This window comes from Clostridium sp. FP1, assembly GCF_011065975.2.
Lineage (GTDB): Bacteria > Bacillota > Clostridia > Clostridiales > Clostridiaceae > Clostridium_AD > Clostridium_AD tagluense.
The window spans coordinates 3,733,876-3,751,723 of the sequence record NZ_JAAMNJ020000001.1 but is presented as its reverse complement, the minus strand read 5'-3'; the positions used below and the strand labels follow the sequence as shown (position 1 = coordinate 3,751,723).

The window sequence follows — 17,848 nt, the reverse complement described above, 5'->3', positions numbered from 1 at the left end:
TAATGGATATTTATGTAGATGTGCTAATAGTTGGAACTGGTGCAGCGGGCTTATACTCTGCATTGAATTTAAGAGAAGACTTAAATATACTTCTAATAACTAAAGATGAAGTAAATAAATGTAATACATTTCTAGCTCAAGGTGGGATTTCAGTAGCTAGAGATCAAAGTGATTTTGATTTGTTTATACAAGATACACTAAAAGCAGGGAAGTTTAAAAATTCCATAAAAGCGGTACAAACTCTAGTATATGAATCCATAGGTAATATAAATAAAGTAAAAGATCTTGGGGTAAGCTTTGACAGGGAAAATGGCGAATTTAAATATACAAAGGAGGGTGCACATAGCATCAATAGAATTGTCCATAGAAAGGATGAAACCGGAAAAGAACTTTTTTTATCTTTGCTAGAAGCATTAAGAAATAAAAAAAATGTGAGTATATTAGAAAATACTACTTTGGTTGATATTATTACTAAAAATAATATCTGCTGTGGAGGTATTGCAACTAAAGGTGAAAAAAGAATAAATATCTATTCTAAGGCAACTGTTTTAGCAACAGGTGGTATTGGAGGTCTCTTTAAAAATTCAACTAATAGAAGAAGCTTAACGGGGGATGGCATAGCTATTGCATTGCGACATAAGATTAAAACCTCTGATTTAGACTATGTGCAATTTCATCCAACTGCACTATATGATGATAATTTGAATTGTGAGAAATTCCTCATATCAGAATCGCTAAGAGGTGAGGGCGCCAAACTTCTAAATGAATATGGTAGAAGATTTGTAGACGAACTGCTACCAAGAGATGTAGTTGCTAAGGCAATTTATGGAGAAGAAAAAAAGAGTAGTCTGCCTTTTGTGTTTTTAGATATTTCATTTAAAGGCAAGGATTATATAACTAATAGGTTTCCAAGTATTTACAATCACTGTTTGCAAAGGGGTATAGATATTACAAAAAATAAAATTCCAGTAACGCCAGTACAACACTATCACATGGGCGGAATTGCTGTTGACTTAAGTTCTAGAACATCCATGGAGAATTTATTTGCCTGTGGCGAGGTGAGCTGCACGGGAGTACATGGAGCAAATAGGCTAGCAAGTAATTCACTATTGGAGGCCTTAGTTTTTTCTAGAAGAGCTTCACAATTTATAAATAAGTCAATTGATAGTACTGACCTTTTAAATTATGAAGATTTAAATGATTTAAAGGGAATTAAAGATTATAGAGAAATTAATAAAACTATAGTTGTAGATAAATTCAAGAAAATGGGAGAGGGTATAAGGAATGAATTGGTTAATTATTGATGATATTCTTATAGAGGCAATAAAAGAAGATGTACCTCAAAATGATATTACAACAGAATTTATTGTAAGTGATGAGTGTAATTGTAGTATTGATTTAATAGCTAAAGAAAATGGAGTAATTGCTGGACTTGCTGTATTTGAAAGGGTTTTTAAAATACTGGGAGAGGTGAATATAGAGTTTTTTAAAAAAGATGGAGATGAAGTGTGTGAAGGGCAGTGTATTGCACAACTAAGTGGAAAAACAAAACACATTTTGACAGGGGAGAGAACAGCATTAAACTTTCTTGGAAGAATGAGTGGAATCGCCACATTAACTAAAACCTATGTAGATAAATTGCGAGGTAGCACCGTAAAGATTTTGGATACAAGAAAAACTACACCTAATATGAGGATATTTGAAAAATATGCTGTAAAAATTGGTGGAGGATGTAACCATAGATACAATTTATCTGATAGTGTATTAATAAAAGAAAATCATATAAGTGCGGCGGGCGGAATAAAAGCGGCAGTTAGTATTATACGCCAGAATGTTTCCTTTGTTAAAAAAATCGAAGTTGAAGTTGAAACTTTGCAGCAAATTAATGAGGCTTTAGAAGTTGGTGCGGATATTATAATGTTAGATAATATGGATGCTATTACTATGAAAAAAGCTGTAGAGTTAATTAATAAAAAAGCACTAGTTGAGGCATCTGGAAATGTAACATTAGATAATATTTTGGAAGTGGCTAGTAGCGGAGTTGACTATATTTCTGTAGGGGCGTTGACCCACTCTTTTAGGGTATTAGATTTGAGTATGAAGAATTTAATTAATAGTTAAAAATAATGACAATCCGCTACGACTTTAAGAATCCTATCAAGTTTCTCCTATGTGCCTTGCAATGAAATTTCAATAGATTTGTGGTTTTTTATTGCAAGTCACTGCGGAAAAACTTCCTATTCCCACAGTAGTCTTTATAGATTTTACAATTATGCTGCTTTGCAAACTAATTATTACGAAATTACAAGTATATTAGTTATGATAAGAGTATATTTACTTAAAGGTTGAAATATCATAATATCCAAAAGCACGAGGGCAACTTCATTTTCAGCTTTAAGTATTTCGTAACCCTCATAGCTAAATGAGTTATCTATTACATTTGATTCTCATCTCTTAGTAAGATGTTTAATTTATTCACTTAGAAATTTATTAATTATGTTGCTATATAATTCTGGCTCCTCAATCATAGGTATATGCCCTGAATATTGCATTTCAATAAAGGTTGCATTTGGTATTAGTGAAGCACATAACATCCCATCAGAAGAGGGATTTACCCCTTCCAATTCTCCCGTATGCTCCTTTATCAATCTTTGAGTTGATGATGTTAAACCATTTGATTTAGGAACAGTCAAGATTAGCTTTTTTATTCTATGAGGTTGTGAAATTGCTACACCTTGCGCAATATAACTTCCCATTGAAACTCCATAAAGATTTGCAGTTTTAAACCCAAAAGTATCCATTATAGATAAAATATCTTGAATATGATCATTTAATGTATAACTATCTGGTTTATCGGATTTTCCATGTCCCCTACAGTCTAATAAAACTGTTTTAAACTCTCTAGAAAGTTTCTGAATTTCGGTATTCCATTGGGTATTATCGCAACCGAGTCCATGTATAAGTATTAAAGGCTCCCCCTCACCTTGTATTTTAATGTTTAAATTTATTCCATTTATTTTAACCATCGACATTTTTGCTCTCCTAACTTTTTATATTTAATTGACTAATAGCCTGTACTATGTTAACTATAATAAACATTACCAGAGGAGTGAAAACAATACCTTATAGCATTTTAAAGTAATATTTTTCGTTGTATTCTTTTTTTTATTGCAGGGCATTTAATGTGATCAGTATACCAAAAACACGACTTACACCCATAGCACTTATTTATTGGTTTGTTATTTATTACATTGTTAGCGAATTCAGGATCAGCTAATATACCTCTGCCTACACAAGCAAAATCCACATAATCATTTTCGATTAAGAATCTAGCCTGTTCTTCTGAACGAATTTCACCGACTGCGATAATTGGAATATTTACTTCTTTTTTTATTACGCATCCACTATAGGTCAAGGGACTGCAAATAAAACCTACTGGAACAGTATGTATAGGAGGGTTCATACCAAATGAGATATGTAGTAAATCGATGCCGACGTTTTCAAAGATTTTGGCCACTTCAACGCCATCTTTACTTTCTGGTAAATACTGTCCCATACGCAGACTAATAATAAATCTTTCATGAGTATTTTCTCGAATCTCTGACAAAATATCTGTTAGGATTCTTGTTCTATTTACAGCATCTCCACCATATTGGTCAGTTCGCTGATTATAAGAGGCATCTAGAAACTTGCATAGGGTAAAGCCATGGGCAAAGTTGAATTCAACACCATCGAAGCCAATTTTACAAGCTGAGATGGTTGCTTGATTCATGTCCATCTGCATTGAATGAATTTCTGTAACTGATATATCGTTAATATTCACATCGCCACAGGAAAGCTGCATCATTATAGTCGCATCATACTTATGGCAGTTATCCGCAATTTGCCTTAATGCTGTTATATTGTCAGTTGACCACTTATTGGTAGAATTCGTCGCACCAAGTACATTAGTAGCTTGAACAATTATTAAACCAGCACCACCCTTTGCACACTCTGTATAATGCTCAATATGTTGCTTGCCATAAAATGAGCCATTATTTCCTTTAAATGAAAAAGTAAACATAGGCCCCATTACAATTCTATTTTTGATTGCGTTACCTCTAATTATTAAAGTATCTTGTAGTTTATTCATTTTATCACTCCTATTTAAAATATATATCGGTGTCTCTCCATCTTTTTTTATTACAGTGTGTCACAATTTTTTACAGTTGTGACGCAACTTAAGGAAGTTGCGAATTAACAGGTTTGATTCATATATTAATTTTTACCATTTTTCATAATGTGCTATTTCTTCAAATTTCTTTCGTGGACGAGCTTTTGGTGTTTCATCTGCATAACCAACAGGAATAATACCAACCACATATTTATCTGAAGGAATATTTAATATTGGTCTAATTTCTTCTTGAGTAAACCAAGCGACCCAACAAGTACCTAAGCCTAAATTTTCAGCTTCAAGTACTAGGTGTTCTATTGCAATAGTTGTATCTCTAATTATAAGCTTAAGCTCTGGTTCTGGACTATTCTCATTTAGTGATATGTCTATGTCTTCATTTATTCTTACACGTATATCTGCAACGCATACGATATGGATAGGAGCTGCGTTCATCCATTTTTGATCATGAGATACTTTTGATATTTTTTGTTTTGTTTCCTCTGATTTGACTATAATAAAGTGCCATGGTTGTGTGTTGCTGCCGGATGGAGCAATTCTCGCACTTTCAAGCAACTGAAGAATCTTTTCATCTTCTACAGGCTTATTTTTGTATTTTCTTATACTTCTGCGTGTTTCAATTTCTTTAATCATACTATTATCCCCTTATTATTCTTAAATTTTATATTTTAACGACATTTCAGAAGGAAGTCTCCCACTTCTATAAGTAGGGGTCACATACTACAACAAAAAGAAAACTTCAGTGGGGGGATAACAATTGAGAATTGCTATCTACTCCAGAGCGCTACAAGGGGGTAAATCTCCTTCTGAAGTCGTTAATTACAGCGACCCAGGAGATGATTTAATATAAATGAACCTTTATATTTGTTTTATGCTAATCATAAATGTTAAACCTCATAAGTTTTATTTAATTGCTTTAGTTCATCTTTAAGTTTTTCCCTAATCCATAAAGGCTCTACAATTTCCATGCTTTTAAAAAATCGAAAAGCAAGTGACACATAAAAATCTGGTTTGGTTGTTTTTACATCAATTATATAGCAATCACTCTTTTCCTTAATTTCACCATATTTAAAAAATACATAATCTTTTATGCTAGGATATAGTTCTTTATTTATTTTTAATTTTATAAGTATACTATTTTCATTATTATAGGCACTTTTAAAGCAACAAGAGCTATAATAATTTCCCATATTAAAATCTTTACTAGAATCAAATACTTCATCTAATAAAGCAATATCCTTTATCTTTTCAATATTTAGGTGTATTTTTGAATCACTTGCCTCAGAGAATGCAACAATATACCATATGCCATCCTCAAAGACAATTCCATAAGGTTGTACTATCTGATCTGTTAAATCAAGGCCAGCATTTTCATTATAAGTTACCTTAAGTTTAAAATTATATTTAAGAGCTTGTTTTACAATATCAAAAACATAAGAGTTTTCAATATCAATATCATTAGATTTTATATCAAAAACTATTTTCTTTTGAACATCTTCAAAATCTTTTTTAAAACATTCTGATACTAGATTTTCAATCTTTAAAAATGCAGAGTTTGCAAAGGCCGCATATCCTGGAATATGAACTATATCAATTACCTTTTTAGCCAGAAGCAAAGCAAAAACCTCATCTTTATTAAACATTATTGGTTGTATAAAATAATTATCTAATAACTCATATCCACCTTCACTACCTGTATAAGACACTATTGGTATATTCATTTCACTTAGAGCCTGCATGTCTCTATAAATCGTTCTAATATCCACCTCAAAAGTAGTTGCTATTTCTTTTGCAGTCATTTTTTTCTTATTCTTTAATGCTAAAATAATAGCCATTAATCGTTCAATTTTGTGCACATTAGATCACCTCATATAAAATATATTTTAAATAAATAATAACATATTAATACTGACATAAACCTGTCAGTATTAATTATAATTTTCATATTGTATTAAGAGTATTCTTGAGATACAAGTAGAAAATTAGTAAACTTCAAGAATTTTTAAAATGTATTGAGGAAATAGGGTACTATATATAAATTGCGGTTAACACCATCCCATTATAATAAATTAGGTTATCGTATGTATACAGACAAAGATTTGATAAAGTTACAGTATATTTGAATAATGTTGTATGATTATTTATAATTTATACATTATTATTCCGTAAAATAAAATATTTTTCTTGGATTATGCTAACAAAAGTATATATTACGTAAAATGCGTCTGAACAAACCTTAGTAATTCTAAAATAAATTTTAGAATTACTTGGCGTCGTAAACGCATTTCTAGCATATATACTTTTAGTTATAGCATAATCCAAGAAAAACTCTTGAACTATAGAATATTATAACATTTATAATCTAACTCCTTTGACTCCATATATGGAGCCGAAAAATGGGATTTTTAACTTCTGATATACGTGTATATCTTTATTTAGGATAAGGCTTTTATGAAGGTATACCTTCACGCCCTCATATTCCATTAAAATAAATTGTTCTGAAGGAGAAAAATTTTTCTGAGTCTCAATCCAGAGACTTCTTGTAGGTGTTCCTCCTCAACCACAAGAATTTAGTACAGACTTAACCACCAAAACTGAATTCGATTTTCGTATAGCATTAATTGCTTTATCATCTATAGTTAACATAAAACACCTCCATACCCATAGTGGGTATACCTATACTGATATTCTATTCCGAAAGTGTCTAAATGTCAATGAAGATACAAAATTTAAGATTTCCAGGTACATTCAAATAAATAACAAGTCAGTAAACTGATCTAGTCTATTCTAAATTTGCTTATTAATATAGTCCTTAAGTCTATCATTCCAAGGCGGAATTTCAATATCAAGGGAGTTTTTTATAAGAGAACTATTAACACAGGTATACTTAGGTTCTTTGATGAGATTAAATAGAAGTTTATCTGAGTTTAAAATCAATGGAACATTAAGATTACCAAACTCTATTATACTATTTATTAGCTGTGATTTTGATAAACAACCTTCATTGGTATAGTTATATACTCCATATTTATCAGTGACTAGAAGCCTCTGAATCACTGCGGTCAAATCTTCAATATTAGTTATGGAAAGAGTGGGATTTGAAAACAGATAAATTGCGGTATGTTTACCTTTTAGAAGTTTTGTAACAAAACAATCATTGCCACCAAATATATTTGAGCTGCGAATAATAAAATATTTGCTGCAAATAGTTTGGATTAATTCTTCTGCTCCGAGTTTACTCTTACTATATGCATTTATTGGAGTACATTCATCACTTTCAATGTAGGGTGAAGATTTAATATCACCATATACATCTGTGCTTGATAGGTATAATATGGGAATATTAAGAGAATTACAACAAGTAGCAATATTTAAAGTTCCTACAGTGTTTACGCCATAGGCTAAATCTTCATTGTATTCACAAATATATTTATTTGTTATGGCTGCGGTATGAATTACAGCATCAGGCTTTAATTCATTCAGAGTTTTCTCAGTGGTTATTTTATCTATTATGTTAAGCTGAGTTTTATCTAACCCATATATAGTATGTGATTTTGACAAGACGCTGCAAAGATATGTTCCAATATTACCTTTTGCACCAGTTATTAAAATATTCATAAATACCCCCTTAAATTTCATACTACTAAATTATATGATTTGGTATTTTTATTATTAAGGAATTCATAAATTTCCTTAAAGAAATTTTACTTACTTGTGATATATAGTATAGGGCATCTGAAATAAAGTAGAGTAGATCCTCATATTGTATAATTACTTTTTTAGGGTATGTAAGCACAAATTGACATTTAATGCGATAAATTATATAATTGTAAATCAAAGTATAGGAATGGGGGCGATGTAATGACAATAAATAAGAGTGAAATGGAATTAGAAAAGCGTAGACTAGAGGAAACTGTAGACTGGCTCAATAAGCAAGTCAATTTAGCTGCTGAAAAACATGAAGAATTAGAAAAAAAAGTATCTATGTTAAAGAAAAGTTCTGGTGGCACATATAATGAGGAGTTAGCTTTAACACAGCAGGTATATGAGTTTGCAAATAATAATTTACAAAAGTACAGTGAAGCATCTCATAAACCATATTTTGCAAGGATTGATTTTAGTGAGGTTCGAAGAGATAAGGAAAGCTATTATATAGGTAAATTTGGTTTAAATGATAGCAGTGAGGGAGAAGAAAAAGTAATTGATTGGAGAGCTCCCATTGCAGAATTATATTATAGTGGGCAGCAAGGTAAGGTTAGTTATAAGGCACCTATAGGTTTTGTTTACGGTGTGCTATCTCTAAAACGTAAATTTCTTATTGAAAATGAAAAATTAGAAAATGCTTTCGATGAAGGTATTAATGATATAATTTTAAGATCTTCAAGTGATGAAACTGGGGATAATGCACTAGTAGATGAATTTTTAAAGATAAATTTAGAACAAAGCATAGGAAGCAAGCTTAAAGATGTTGTTGCTACAATTCAAAAGGAACAGAATGAAATTATAAGGGCAAGTAAAAATACAGTAATGATAATACAGGGTTCTGCAGGTTCCGGAAAAACTACAGTTGCCCTACATAGGCTAGCATACCTCATGTATAAATATAGTGAAAACTTAAATACCCATGAAATTTTAGTTATAGCGCCTAATAAGCTATTCTTAGATTATATTTCTGATATATTACCTAGTCTTGGGGTAAGTGGAGTTAAGCAAAGCACTTTTGAGGATATCGCTTGCAGCATCTTAAAATATAGTGGCAAAATTCACACTAAGGATATGAAATTTTCCTTAGTTATGGAAGAGAGCAATAAGGAAAAAGTGAAATTTATAACTACTAGCAGTAAATTTAAAGGAAGTATGACATATAAAAGTATTATGGACAGATACTTAAAATATATAGAAAATAAAGATATTCAAATTGAGGATATTATGGTGGGGGAATATATATTATTTAGTTCAAATGAAATAAAAAGATTATACTCTAAGGATTTAGTACACTTCCCGTTAAATAAAAGAAAACAGGAGATTAAGAGATATTTTAACTTGAAATTAAAGGTTATAATTCCAGAAGTCTTCGAAAAGATAGATCATACCTATGAGAGATCCATTCAAAGCGCTAAAAGAGATATTAAGGATGAACTTTCTAAAAGAAAAAAAATTATTGAACTTTATGATAAAAGGGATGAGGAAAAAAAGCATTTCAATGCTAATGCTAAAAAAGCCATGGATGAGTATTTTAAACAATGGTCCCAAAAGAGCATAATTGATTTATATTTTAATTTACTTGTGGATGAAGAGGTCTTCACTGAACTTACAGAAGGTAAAATAGGTACAAAGTTATATGACTTTATTAAATCAGAAACTATTGCAAGCATCAGTGGTAGTGTTATAGATAGCGATGATTTAGCAGCTTTACTTTATTTAAAGCTTAAAATTGAAGGTTTAGATAAATTCAATTTTTCTCATATTGTAATAGATGAAGCGCAAGATTATAGTAATTTTCAATTATTGATGCTTAGAAGCATTGCAGTTAATGATTCTTTTACAATTGTAGGTGATATTGGGCAAGGAATCTACTATTATAAGGGCATTGAGAGTTGGCAAAAGCTTATTAGTGAGGTTTTTAAAGGACAAGCAAATTATATTCCACTGACTCAAAGCTATAGATCTACTATAGAAATAATAAATGTTGCAAATAGGGTACTTCAAAAGCAACAAAATTATATAACTCCAGCGAGTCCTGTACTAAGACATGGGAAAGAGCCAGACTTAATAAGTTACAGTGTTGAAAAAGAGTTTGTAGAGAAATTAGATGAAATAGTAAAAAGTGTAAAGATAAGTGGAAAGAAAAGTATTGCAGTTATTGGAAAAACCTTTAAGGAGTGCAAATATATAAAAACTCAACTTAAAAAGTACAGTGAAAATGATTGGGAGTTAATAAAAAATACTGATAAAAATTTTCAGTCAGAAAGAATAATTATCCCCTCCTATATGACTAAAGGCTTAGAATTTGATTGCAGTATTGTTTATAATTGTGACGAAGAAAGTTACGGTGATAATGAGTTAGACAAGAAAATATTATATGTAGTTCTTACAAGGGCGCTGCATATGGAGTATATCTTTTATAAGGGGAAACCTTCAATTTTATTAGAATAACTTAGCGGGTAATAATCGCTAGATGCGAAGTAAGAAAAAAAGACTGTAAAGCAGCATTGCGAATTTGAGTTGAATATTTTGATATTTAAGTGACAAACTATAAAGTAACAAAGTTATGCGAATTACTAAAAACCTACTAACGAATAATAATTATTGAACAGGTTTGCTAAATGTGGTAAAATATATTATATATAAGAGGATTAAAATCATATAAGTTTATAGGTGTGATAACAGTTGATGATTGTTATCTTGCCTGGAGAACTACAAGGAGGATTTTAGAATGAAAACAACAAAGTTAAAAGACAATGTTTATTGGATTGGTGTAAACAACCCAGAGCTTAGGGTGTTTGATATTATAATGGAAACAAAAAAAGGAACTACTTATAATTCATATTTAATAGACGATGAAAAAGTTGCTATAATAGATTGTGTTAAAGATGGTTATTTCGAAGAGTTTTTAGGTAAAATAAAAGGTGTTATTGGAGAAAGAAAAGTTGATTACATAGTTGTTCAACATACAGAACTGGATCATAGTGGTTCTTTAGCTAAGTTCTTAGAAGTTTATCCAGAGGCTGTTGTTGTTGCTTCAAAAGCTGCTATAAGCTATTTGAAAGAAATTACTAATAAGGAATTTAATAGTAAGCCAGCAATAGAACAAATTTGTTTAGGTAAAAATACCTTGCAATTTATATCAGCACCAAATTTACATTGGCCTGATACAATCTTTACATATATTAAGGAAGAAAAAATATTGTTTACTTGTGATGTAATGGGCTGTCATTATTCACCAATTAATTGTATAACGGATTCTTGTTCAGGTGATTATTTTGATGAAATGAAATATTATTTTGATGTTATAATGGGACCTTTTAAAAAGTTTGTAAATATGGGTCTGGATAAAATCAAAGATTTAGAATTAGATATGATAGCACCAAGTCATGGACCTATACATATAGATGACATTAAAATGTATTTAGACCTTTATAGAGAATGGGCTAAAATTCATGAAATAAAAGAAAAAAATGTTCAGATTTTTTATGTTTCAGCTTATGGTAATACTGAAACTGTTGGAAAATATTTAGCTAAGAAAATCAATGAAAATGGTATAAAAGCTCAGGCTCATGAAATTACATCCATGAATTTAAGCGATATTGTGGAATTAATTGAAAAAGCTAGTGGTATTATGATAGGTTCTCCAACTATTAATCAAGATGCTGTAAAACCTGCTTGGGATGTTTTATCTCTTGTGTGTGCAATAACCAATAGAGGTAAAGCCGCAGCAGCTTTTGGATCATATGGATGGAGTGGAGAAGGCATTCCTATGCTTACACAAAGGCTAAAATCTTTAAAATTTAACGTGGTAGAAGAGGGACTTAAATTTAAATTCGTTCCAAGTACTAAGGAATATGAAATGGCTGACAACTTTGTAGAAGCCTATTTAGAAATTTTAAAATAGTCAATCGCAGGTTATCTTAAATAAATAATTAAAAAGGAAAATTTTACTTTAATGACATTTCAGAAGGAAAGTATCCTACCTATATAAGTGGGAGTTACATGCTGCAACAAAGAAAAAACTTAAGTAGGAATCTAAACCTCCTTCTGAAGTCGTTAATTGCAGCTCCGCAGGAGATGATTTAATAGTGGAGTTTTCCTTTTTTTATAAAGAATTAAAAGCATTTCATATGTAAATAATATGATACATAAATATATTAATTAATATTATTTCAATTTATTATAGAAAAAAAAAGCTATTTCTAGTATTATTTAAATAAGCATAAAATAGCAATGAATAAATTACCAATATAGTATGGAGGGGATTTATATGAATAAACAATATATAATAAATTTTTTAAAAACAAATGATTTAAGTGATATAGCTGAAATTCAATATAAAAAGGACACCATAGCTATAAAATTTAAATATTATTACGATCAAGTAGAAATAGAAGCAGCTACTTGTTATGCAAATGAAGAAGGCAATCTTAAAGAGAATAAAGAGGACTGGTACGAAGAATATTTTCTACCTTATTTAAGTGATATTGCAGCAGATAATGTGGAAGATATTATGGAGGAATGTGCGGAGCAAATGGAAATTGAGTACGAGTTTATTGGCTGTGATATATCACAAGATGCATATGAATTTAATGAATTCGCTGTAGTTTTTTATGGTGAAGATGCAGATATAGAAATTGATGATATTTTACTTGAGCTAGATATCTAAATTTCTTTTATAATAATAGGTGGACGGTTAAGCCACTTTTTTGCAAGTGGCTTTAACTTTTTCATACTTAACAATAACTTCATCTAATTGCTGACTGCAAGACACAACTATTTTATCTGTAGGTTTTTTAAAATTCAGTAGAAAATGCAATATCAGTCTTAATGATTCTAATTCTCTTTTTATAAGTTGTAATTTAATATTCATAAATTTATACCTCTTATTCATATACGTGTACTCCTTGTTGTTAATTTTGTTTTTGTAAAGCAAATATAGTATACCAAATTATCCAAATCATGTTAGGTTTTTTCTTAGTCAATAAAATATACAAAATTACAAAATAGACTATAAATTGGGGAAATAATCAAACACTATATGGTAAAATATACCAAATAAACCCATGCAAATGTTTGAGAAAGCTATCTTACATAATATGTAAATGGCGAAAAAGGTCTTAAATTTCTTGTGCTACAATTATAAGAAATAGAACACGTTTATTTTCAATAGTTACTAATAAAAGATTTTGATATAATAAAAAAGTTAAAAATAGTATAGGAGTGATATTATGGGTATAGATGAGTTAACCAATAGAATAAATTACCTTTACAAGAAAAGCAAAGAAGAGGGACTTACTAGTGAGGAGAAAGCAGAACAGCAAGAATTAAGACAAAAGTATATTGATAATGTTAAAAGAAATTTTAGAGCGCAATTAGATACAATAAAAAAAGTATAATATAAGGATTAAAAACAATAAATTTACTAATGAGTAGAAATGGGGGGATTTTAATGGATGTTACTATAGAGGAATTAATAGTGAATTTTAAGTTAGAGGTTTTAGTGAAAGGAGAGAAGGGTAAATTAATTAATGTTAGTGATATTAATAGACCAGGGCTTCAAATTGCAGGCTTTTATCAGTATTTTGATAATAAGAGGGTTCAATTAATAGGCATGGCAGAGTGGGGATTTTTAGACTGCATGGAAGTAGAACTTAGGAAGAAACGAATTAATAAATATTTCAAGTTAGATCCGTTTTGTGTTATTTTTACTAGGGATTTGGAACCTCATAAAGAAATTCTTAAGGCAGCGCAGGAAAATGGTACATGGATTTTAAGGACCAAATTAATTTCCACAAGATTTATTAGTAAGCTTACAAATTTCTTAGATACTAAGCTAGCCCCAGAAACTAGACTTCATGGAGTTCTAGTAGATGTTTATGGCATAGGAATATTACTCAGTGGTGAAAGTGGTATAGGTAAGAGTGAATGTGCATTAGAATTAATCAAAAGGGGACATAGACTTATTGCAGATGATGCGGTAGACATTAAAGAAATTGATGGTGTGCTCCTAGGAAGTTGTCCATATATAACCTCAGGTATGCTGGAAGTGAGAGGTATGGGAATAATAGATATTCCGGCGATTTATGGTATGAGTTCTGTTCTAAACACTAAGACTATTAGTATATATATTTCACTTACTCTGTGGAATGAGAATGAAGAATATGATAGACTTGGTATAGATAATGAATTTATGGACATTTTAAATGTGCCTTTAAGAAAAATAACCTTGCCAATTAGGCCGGGTAGAAATATAGCGGTGATTATAGAAGCTGCTGCAGCTAATTATAGATATAGTTTGAATTCTAAGATAACACCTGTTGAAACCATAAATATGAGAATAGAGGAAGTAACTGCAGCTCGAAATAATTAAAAAATAATTTATTCTAATAATATGCAATTTTCAGATAATAAAACTTCAAAAATATACAGTGAATACCATAAATATACTGTTTATTTGTAAAATTTGAAAGTTTTATTTGATTTAGAACCAACTAAACCCAAAACGGATTTTTTTAGACAGTTTTGGTATTTGTAATTCAATAAAATATTTAGTAGAATAGTAAATACAAAGAGTATTTATACGAGGGGGTAAGTAAACATGTCTGATGTTAAAGATTTAGAAAAAAAATATGAATTAGCTTGGGACAAATACACTAAAAGTGATTTGGAAAAAGTATTCGCATTATCTGATAATTATATAGATTTTATGTCAAAATGCAAAACTGAAAGAGAGTGCGTAACTGAATTTATTACTTTAGCTGAAACAAATGGTTACAAAAACATTGATACTTATATAAAAGATGGCACTGCATTAAAAGCCGGTGATAAAGTTTATGCAAACTGCATGGGAAAAACTTTAGCATTATTTTTAATTGGTTCTGAGCCTATTGAAAATGGTTTTAAAATTTTAGGGGCTCATGTTGACTCGCCAAGACTTGATTTAAAACAAAATCCATTATATGAAGATTCTGATTTAGCATTAGTTAAAACACATTATTATGGTGGGGTTAAGAAATATCAATGGGTGACTATCCCTTTAGCTATTCATGGTGTTGTGGTTAAGAAAGATGGTACTGTAGTAAATATAGTAATAGGAGAAGATGAAAAAGAACCAGTAGTGGGAATATCAGATCTTCTAATTCACTTGTCTGCAGACCAAATGCAAAAAACTATGGCAAAGGGTATCGAAGGCGAAGATTTAAATGTGTTTATGGGAAGTATACCAGTAGGAGATAAGGAAGCTAAAAATAGAGTTAAGTTAAATGTATTAAGACTTTTAAATGATAAATATGATATAGATGAAGAAGATTTTGTATCTTCTGAATTAGAAGTAGTACCTGCAGGGCGTGCTAGAAACTATGGACTAGATAGTAGTATGGTTATGGCGTATGGACATGATGACAGAGTTTGTGCTTATACATCTTATGAAGCTTTGATGAACATCAAAGAAACAGATAAAACTTGTATTGTTTTACTTGTGGACAAAGAAGAAGTAGGCAGTATTGGTGCAACAGGAATGCAATCTAGATTCTTTGAAAACACAGTAGCTGAAGTTGTTAATTTAATGGGAGAATATAGTGACTTAAAAGTAAGAAGAGCATTAGCTAATTCTAAAATGTTATCTTCTGACGTAAGTGCTGCTTTTGATCCAAACTTTCCTTCAGTTATGGAAAAACGTAATTCTGCATATTTTGGTAAAGGTATAGTTTTAAACAAGTATACTGGAGCTCGCGGAAAAGGCGGATGCAACGATGCGAATCCAGAATTTATTGCAGAGCTTAGAACTATAATGGCTAAACATAAAATTTCATGGCAAACATCAGAGCTTGGCAAAGTAGATCAAGGTGGCGGTGGAACTATAGCTTATATACTAGCTGAGTATGGTATGCAGGTTATTGATTCAGGAGTTGCTCTTCATAACATGCATGCACCATGGGAAATTGCAAGTAAAGCAGATATTTATGAAGCTTGTAGAGCTTACGAAGCATTCCTAATAGAGATTTAAAAAAGTATATATTACTACAACTGCATCTCACTGCGCTAAGTAATTCTAAACTAATTTTAATGAGGGATACTAAAAAGTACAAACTCGCTATGCTCAAACATGTACTTTTCTTCACGTATATTTCATAAAATTATCTAAGAATTACTAAAGCTTGGTCGAATGCAGTTTACGTAATATATACTTTTTTTACGCACTAAATGATAAAAGGGATGTGAAAACATCCCTTTTATGAATCCAATTCTTTCACAAAGGCAGCTAGTTCATTATGACTTAGGAAAACTGAACCAATTACACCATGACTTGTATCTGAGGTTGTGATCCCATGAAAATCTGAACCAGCGGTAATAAACTTATTGTACTCTCTAGCCTTTGCTTTTAGAAAGGCTTTTTGCTTTTTTGTATTCATTGGATAGACGGCTTCAATACCATCAAAATCAAAACACATCATTTCATCTATAGAAGACTTTTTAATTAGCACAGGGTGTGCAAGTACTACTAATGCATTAACTTTCTTTAACATAGCGATACCATCAGCTGTTGAAATTTTTTTTGTTTGCACGTATGCAGGGCTATCGTTTGAAAGCAAATTATCAAATATATATTTCCAATCATATTTGTAACCAGCATTCATTATAGCTTTAGCTATATGAGGTCTAGCTATTACACCTTTGGCATCATCTAAAATTTTCTGGTAATCTAATTTTATTTTGAAAAATGTATCTAAATTTTCCACTATTTTTTCAGCTCTTAATACTCTATAAATTTCCATTTCTTTTAAATAATTTTGAAAAACACCATCTTTATAACTATCATCTTTAAAATAACCTAAAATATGAATACTTTCTTTATTGTGAATAGTAGAGAGCTCTATGGCAGGTACTACCCTTATATTTTCACGTGCACCTTCTCTAATTCCTTCTTCAACATTTAAAGTAGTGTCATGATCCGTTATTGCAATAATATCTAAACCTCTTGTAGAAGCTGTATAAATTAATTCTTTAGGACTTAGTTTTCCATCAGATGCATTTGTATGAAGATGGAAATCACCTCTATTGTACATAAAATCACCTCGAATTTAAAGTTTATCATAAATAATATTAAAGTAACTAAAAAATAATTATGATATTTTATTTATATAATATCATTTTAACTAATAATGGTGAATATTAAAAGGGGTTTCTAACAAATAATAATTATTATTTGGAGGAATACCACAAATTCTAAACAGTTTTAGCAATATATACATTTAATTTTAAAGAATATATGAATCGCTTTTAGTGAACTCTTATCCTAATCCTAATGATTTTCTGCAAAATATTTGCTATAATAGGTAATTATAAGAGAATAGGAGATACATTATGTTTTTGATGATAGACAACTATGATTCATTTGTATACAACCTAGTTAGATACTTTGAAGAATTAGGTGAGGAAATATTAATTTATAGAAACGATAAAATTACCTTTTCCGATATTGAGAGAATTAAACCAGAAGCCATAATAATTTCACCTGGTCCAAAATCTCCAGAATATGCAGGAATTTGTATGGAAATAGTAGAAACCTTTAAAGGGAGTATACCTATTTTGGGAATATGCCTCGGTCATCAGATTATTGGTAAGGTGTTTGGTGGTAAAATTATTCAAGGGTCTCAGCCAGTACATGGAAAAGTATTTGAAATTGTACATAGTGGAAAATATATGTTTAAGAATATTGTAAGTCCAATGAAGGTTACAAGATATCATTCCTTAATAATAGAGAGAGAATCACTACCAGATGTGCTAGAGATAACTAGTGAGACGGAGGATGGAGTTATAATGGGAATAAGACATAAGCAGTATCACATTGAAGGGGTACAATTTCACCCTGAAGCAGAGCTAACTGAGTATGGACATGAAATTCTTAAAAATTTTATTAATGAGGTCAGAACTAAAAATAAAGTTATAAAAATCTAAGGAGAAAAA

The 17,848-nt window shown here is 30.4% G+C and carries 16 protein-coding genes; 9 read left to right on the top strand and 7 right to left on the bottom strand.

The window, feature by feature from the left end; genetic code table 11:
• The first annotated feature begins 2 nt into the window (after nucleotides 1-2).
• Nucleotides 3-1,304, top strand: coding sequence for an L-aspartate oxidase (locus G9F70_RS18305; RefSeq protein WP_164944546.1), 1,302 nt, complete (start codon nucleotides 3-5; stop codon nucleotides 1,302-1,304).
• Nucleotides 1,285-2,121 carry a carboxylating nicotinate-nucleotide diphosphorylase gene (gene nadC, locus G9F70_RS18300; protein WP_164944545.1) on the top strand — a complete coding sequence of 279 codons (837 nt, stop codon included), beginning with the start codon at nucleotides 1,285-1,287 and terminating at the stop codon, nucleotides 2,119-2,121. Before G9F70_RS18305 ends, nadC begins: the two co-directional genes overlap by 20 nt.
• A gap of 350 nt (nucleotides 2,122-2,471) precedes the next feature.
• Here nadC and G9F70_RS18295 read toward each other — a convergent pair whose 3' ends face one another.
• The 5 genes from G9F70_RS18295 to G9F70_RS18275 all read right to left on the bottom strand — a co-directional run bounded on the left by G9F70_RS18295 (nucleotide 2,472) and on the right by G9F70_RS18275 (nucleotide 7,789).
• Nucleotides 2,472-3,032, bottom strand: a complete 561-nt coding sequence (locus tag G9F70_RS18295; RefSeq protein WP_164944544.1) for an alpha/beta fold hydrolase — start codon at nucleotides 3,030-3,032, stop codon at nucleotides 2,472-2,474.
• Nucleotides 3,033-3,133: 101 nt separating this feature from the next.
• A complete protein-coding gene (locus G9F70_RS18290; protein WP_164944543.1) occupies nucleotides 3,134-4,132 on the bottom strand; it encodes an NADH:flavin oxidoreductase in 999 nt (332 codons plus the stop codon).
• 132 nt (nucleotides 4,133-4,264) lie between these two features.
• Nucleotides 4,265-4,804: a nitroreductase family protein gene (locus G9F70_RS18285; RefSeq protein WP_164944542.1), complete on the bottom strand. Its 540-nt coding sequence runs from the start codon at nucleotides 4,802-4,804 to the stop codon at nucleotides 4,265-4,267.
• Between the two features lie 254 nt (nucleotides 4,805-5,058).
• Nucleotides 5,059-6,027 carry a helix-turn-helix transcriptional regulator gene (locus G9F70_RS18280; RefSeq protein WP_164944541.1) on the bottom strand — a complete coding sequence of 323 codons (969 nt, stop codon included), beginning with the start codon at nucleotides 6,025-6,027 and terminating at the stop codon, nucleotides 5,059-5,061.
• 931 nt (nucleotides 6,028-6,958) lie between these two features.
• Entirely contained in the window at nucleotides 6,959-7,789 is an 831-nt protein-coding gene (locus G9F70_RS18275; protein ID WP_164944540.1) for an SDR family oxidoreductase, read from the bottom strand.
• A 243-nt stretch (nucleotides 7,790-8,032) separates the two neighbouring features.
• Between G9F70_RS18275 and helD the strand changes: the two genes are divergently transcribed.
• From helD to G9F70_RS18260, 3 genes are all read left to right on the top strand, one after another.
• On the top strand, nucleotides 8,033-10,327 hold the full coding sequence (gene helD, locus G9F70_RS18270) for an RNA polymerase recycling motor HelD (RefSeq protein ID WP_164944539.1): 2,295 nt from the start codon (nucleotides 8,033-8,035) through the stop codon (nucleotides 10,325-10,327).
• Nucleotides 10,328-10,607: 280 nt separating this feature from the next.
• Nucleotides 10,608-11,783 carry an FprA family A-type flavoprotein gene (locus G9F70_RS18265; protein WP_164944538.1) on the top strand — a complete coding sequence of 392 codons (1,176 nt, stop codon included), beginning with the start codon at nucleotides 10,608-10,610 and terminating at the stop codon, nucleotides 11,781-11,783.
• 366 nt (nucleotides 11,784-12,149) lie between these two features.
• A complete protein-coding gene (locus tag G9F70_RS18260) occupies nucleotides 12,150-12,548 on the top strand; it encodes a hypothetical protein (protein ID WP_164944537.1) in 399 nt (132 codons plus the stop codon).
• A 27-nt stretch (nucleotides 12,549-12,575) separates the two neighbouring features.
• Here the strand turns inward: G9F70_RS18260 and G9F70_RS18255 are convergent, their stop codons facing one another.
• Nucleotides 12,576-12,773, bottom strand: a complete 198-nt coding sequence (locus G9F70_RS18255) for an aspartyl-phosphate phosphatase Spo0E family protein (RefSeq protein ID WP_125003977.1) — start codon at nucleotides 12,771-12,773, stop codon at nucleotides 12,576-12,578.
• 337 nt (nucleotides 12,774-13,110) lie between these two features.
• Between G9F70_RS18255 and G9F70_RS18250 the strand changes: the two genes are divergently transcribed.
• The 3 genes from G9F70_RS18250 to G9F70_RS18240 all read left to right on the top strand — a co-directional run bounded on the left by G9F70_RS18250 (nucleotide 13,111) and on the right by G9F70_RS18240 (nucleotide 15,887).
• Nucleotides 13,111-13,278 (top strand): DUF896 domain-containing protein, encoded by a 168-nt coding sequence (locus G9F70_RS18250; protein WP_164944536.1) that lies wholly within the window; start codon nucleotides 13,111-13,113, stop codon nucleotides 13,276-13,278.
• A gap of 53 nt (nucleotides 13,279-13,331) precedes the next feature.
• On the top strand, nucleotides 13,332-14,252 hold the full coding sequence (hprK, locus tag G9F70_RS18245) for an HPr(Ser) kinase/phosphatase (RefSeq protein ID WP_164944535.1): 921 nt from the start codon (nucleotides 13,332-13,334) through the stop codon (nucleotides 14,250-14,252).
• A gap of 228 nt (nucleotides 14,253-14,480) precedes the next feature.
• The gene (locus tag G9F70_RS18240; protein ID WP_164944534.1) at nucleotides 14,481-15,887 is read left to right on the top strand and encodes an aminopeptidase; all 1,407 of its coding nucleotides are present in this window, start codon (nucleotides 14,481-14,483) and stop codon (nucleotides 15,885-15,887) included.
• Between the two features lie 226 nt (nucleotides 15,888-16,113).
• On the opposite strand, the gene G9F70_RS18235 is transcribed toward G9F70_RS18240, so the two are convergent.
• Nucleotides 16,114-16,947 carry a PHP domain-containing protein gene (locus G9F70_RS18235; protein ID WP_164944533.1) on the bottom strand — a complete coding sequence of 278 codons (834 nt, stop codon included), beginning with the start codon at nucleotides 16,945-16,947 and terminating at the stop codon, nucleotides 16,114-16,116.
• Between the two features lie 298 nt (nucleotides 16,948-17,245).
• Between G9F70_RS18235 and G9F70_RS18230 the strand changes: the two genes are divergently transcribed.
• Nucleotides 17,246-17,839 (top strand): anthranilate synthase component II, encoded by a 594-nt coding sequence (locus G9F70_RS18230; RefSeq protein WP_187352971.1) that lies wholly within the window; start codon nucleotides 17,246-17,248, stop codon nucleotides 17,837-17,839.
• The last annotated feature ends 9 nt before the right edge of the window (nucleotides 17,840-17,848 follow it).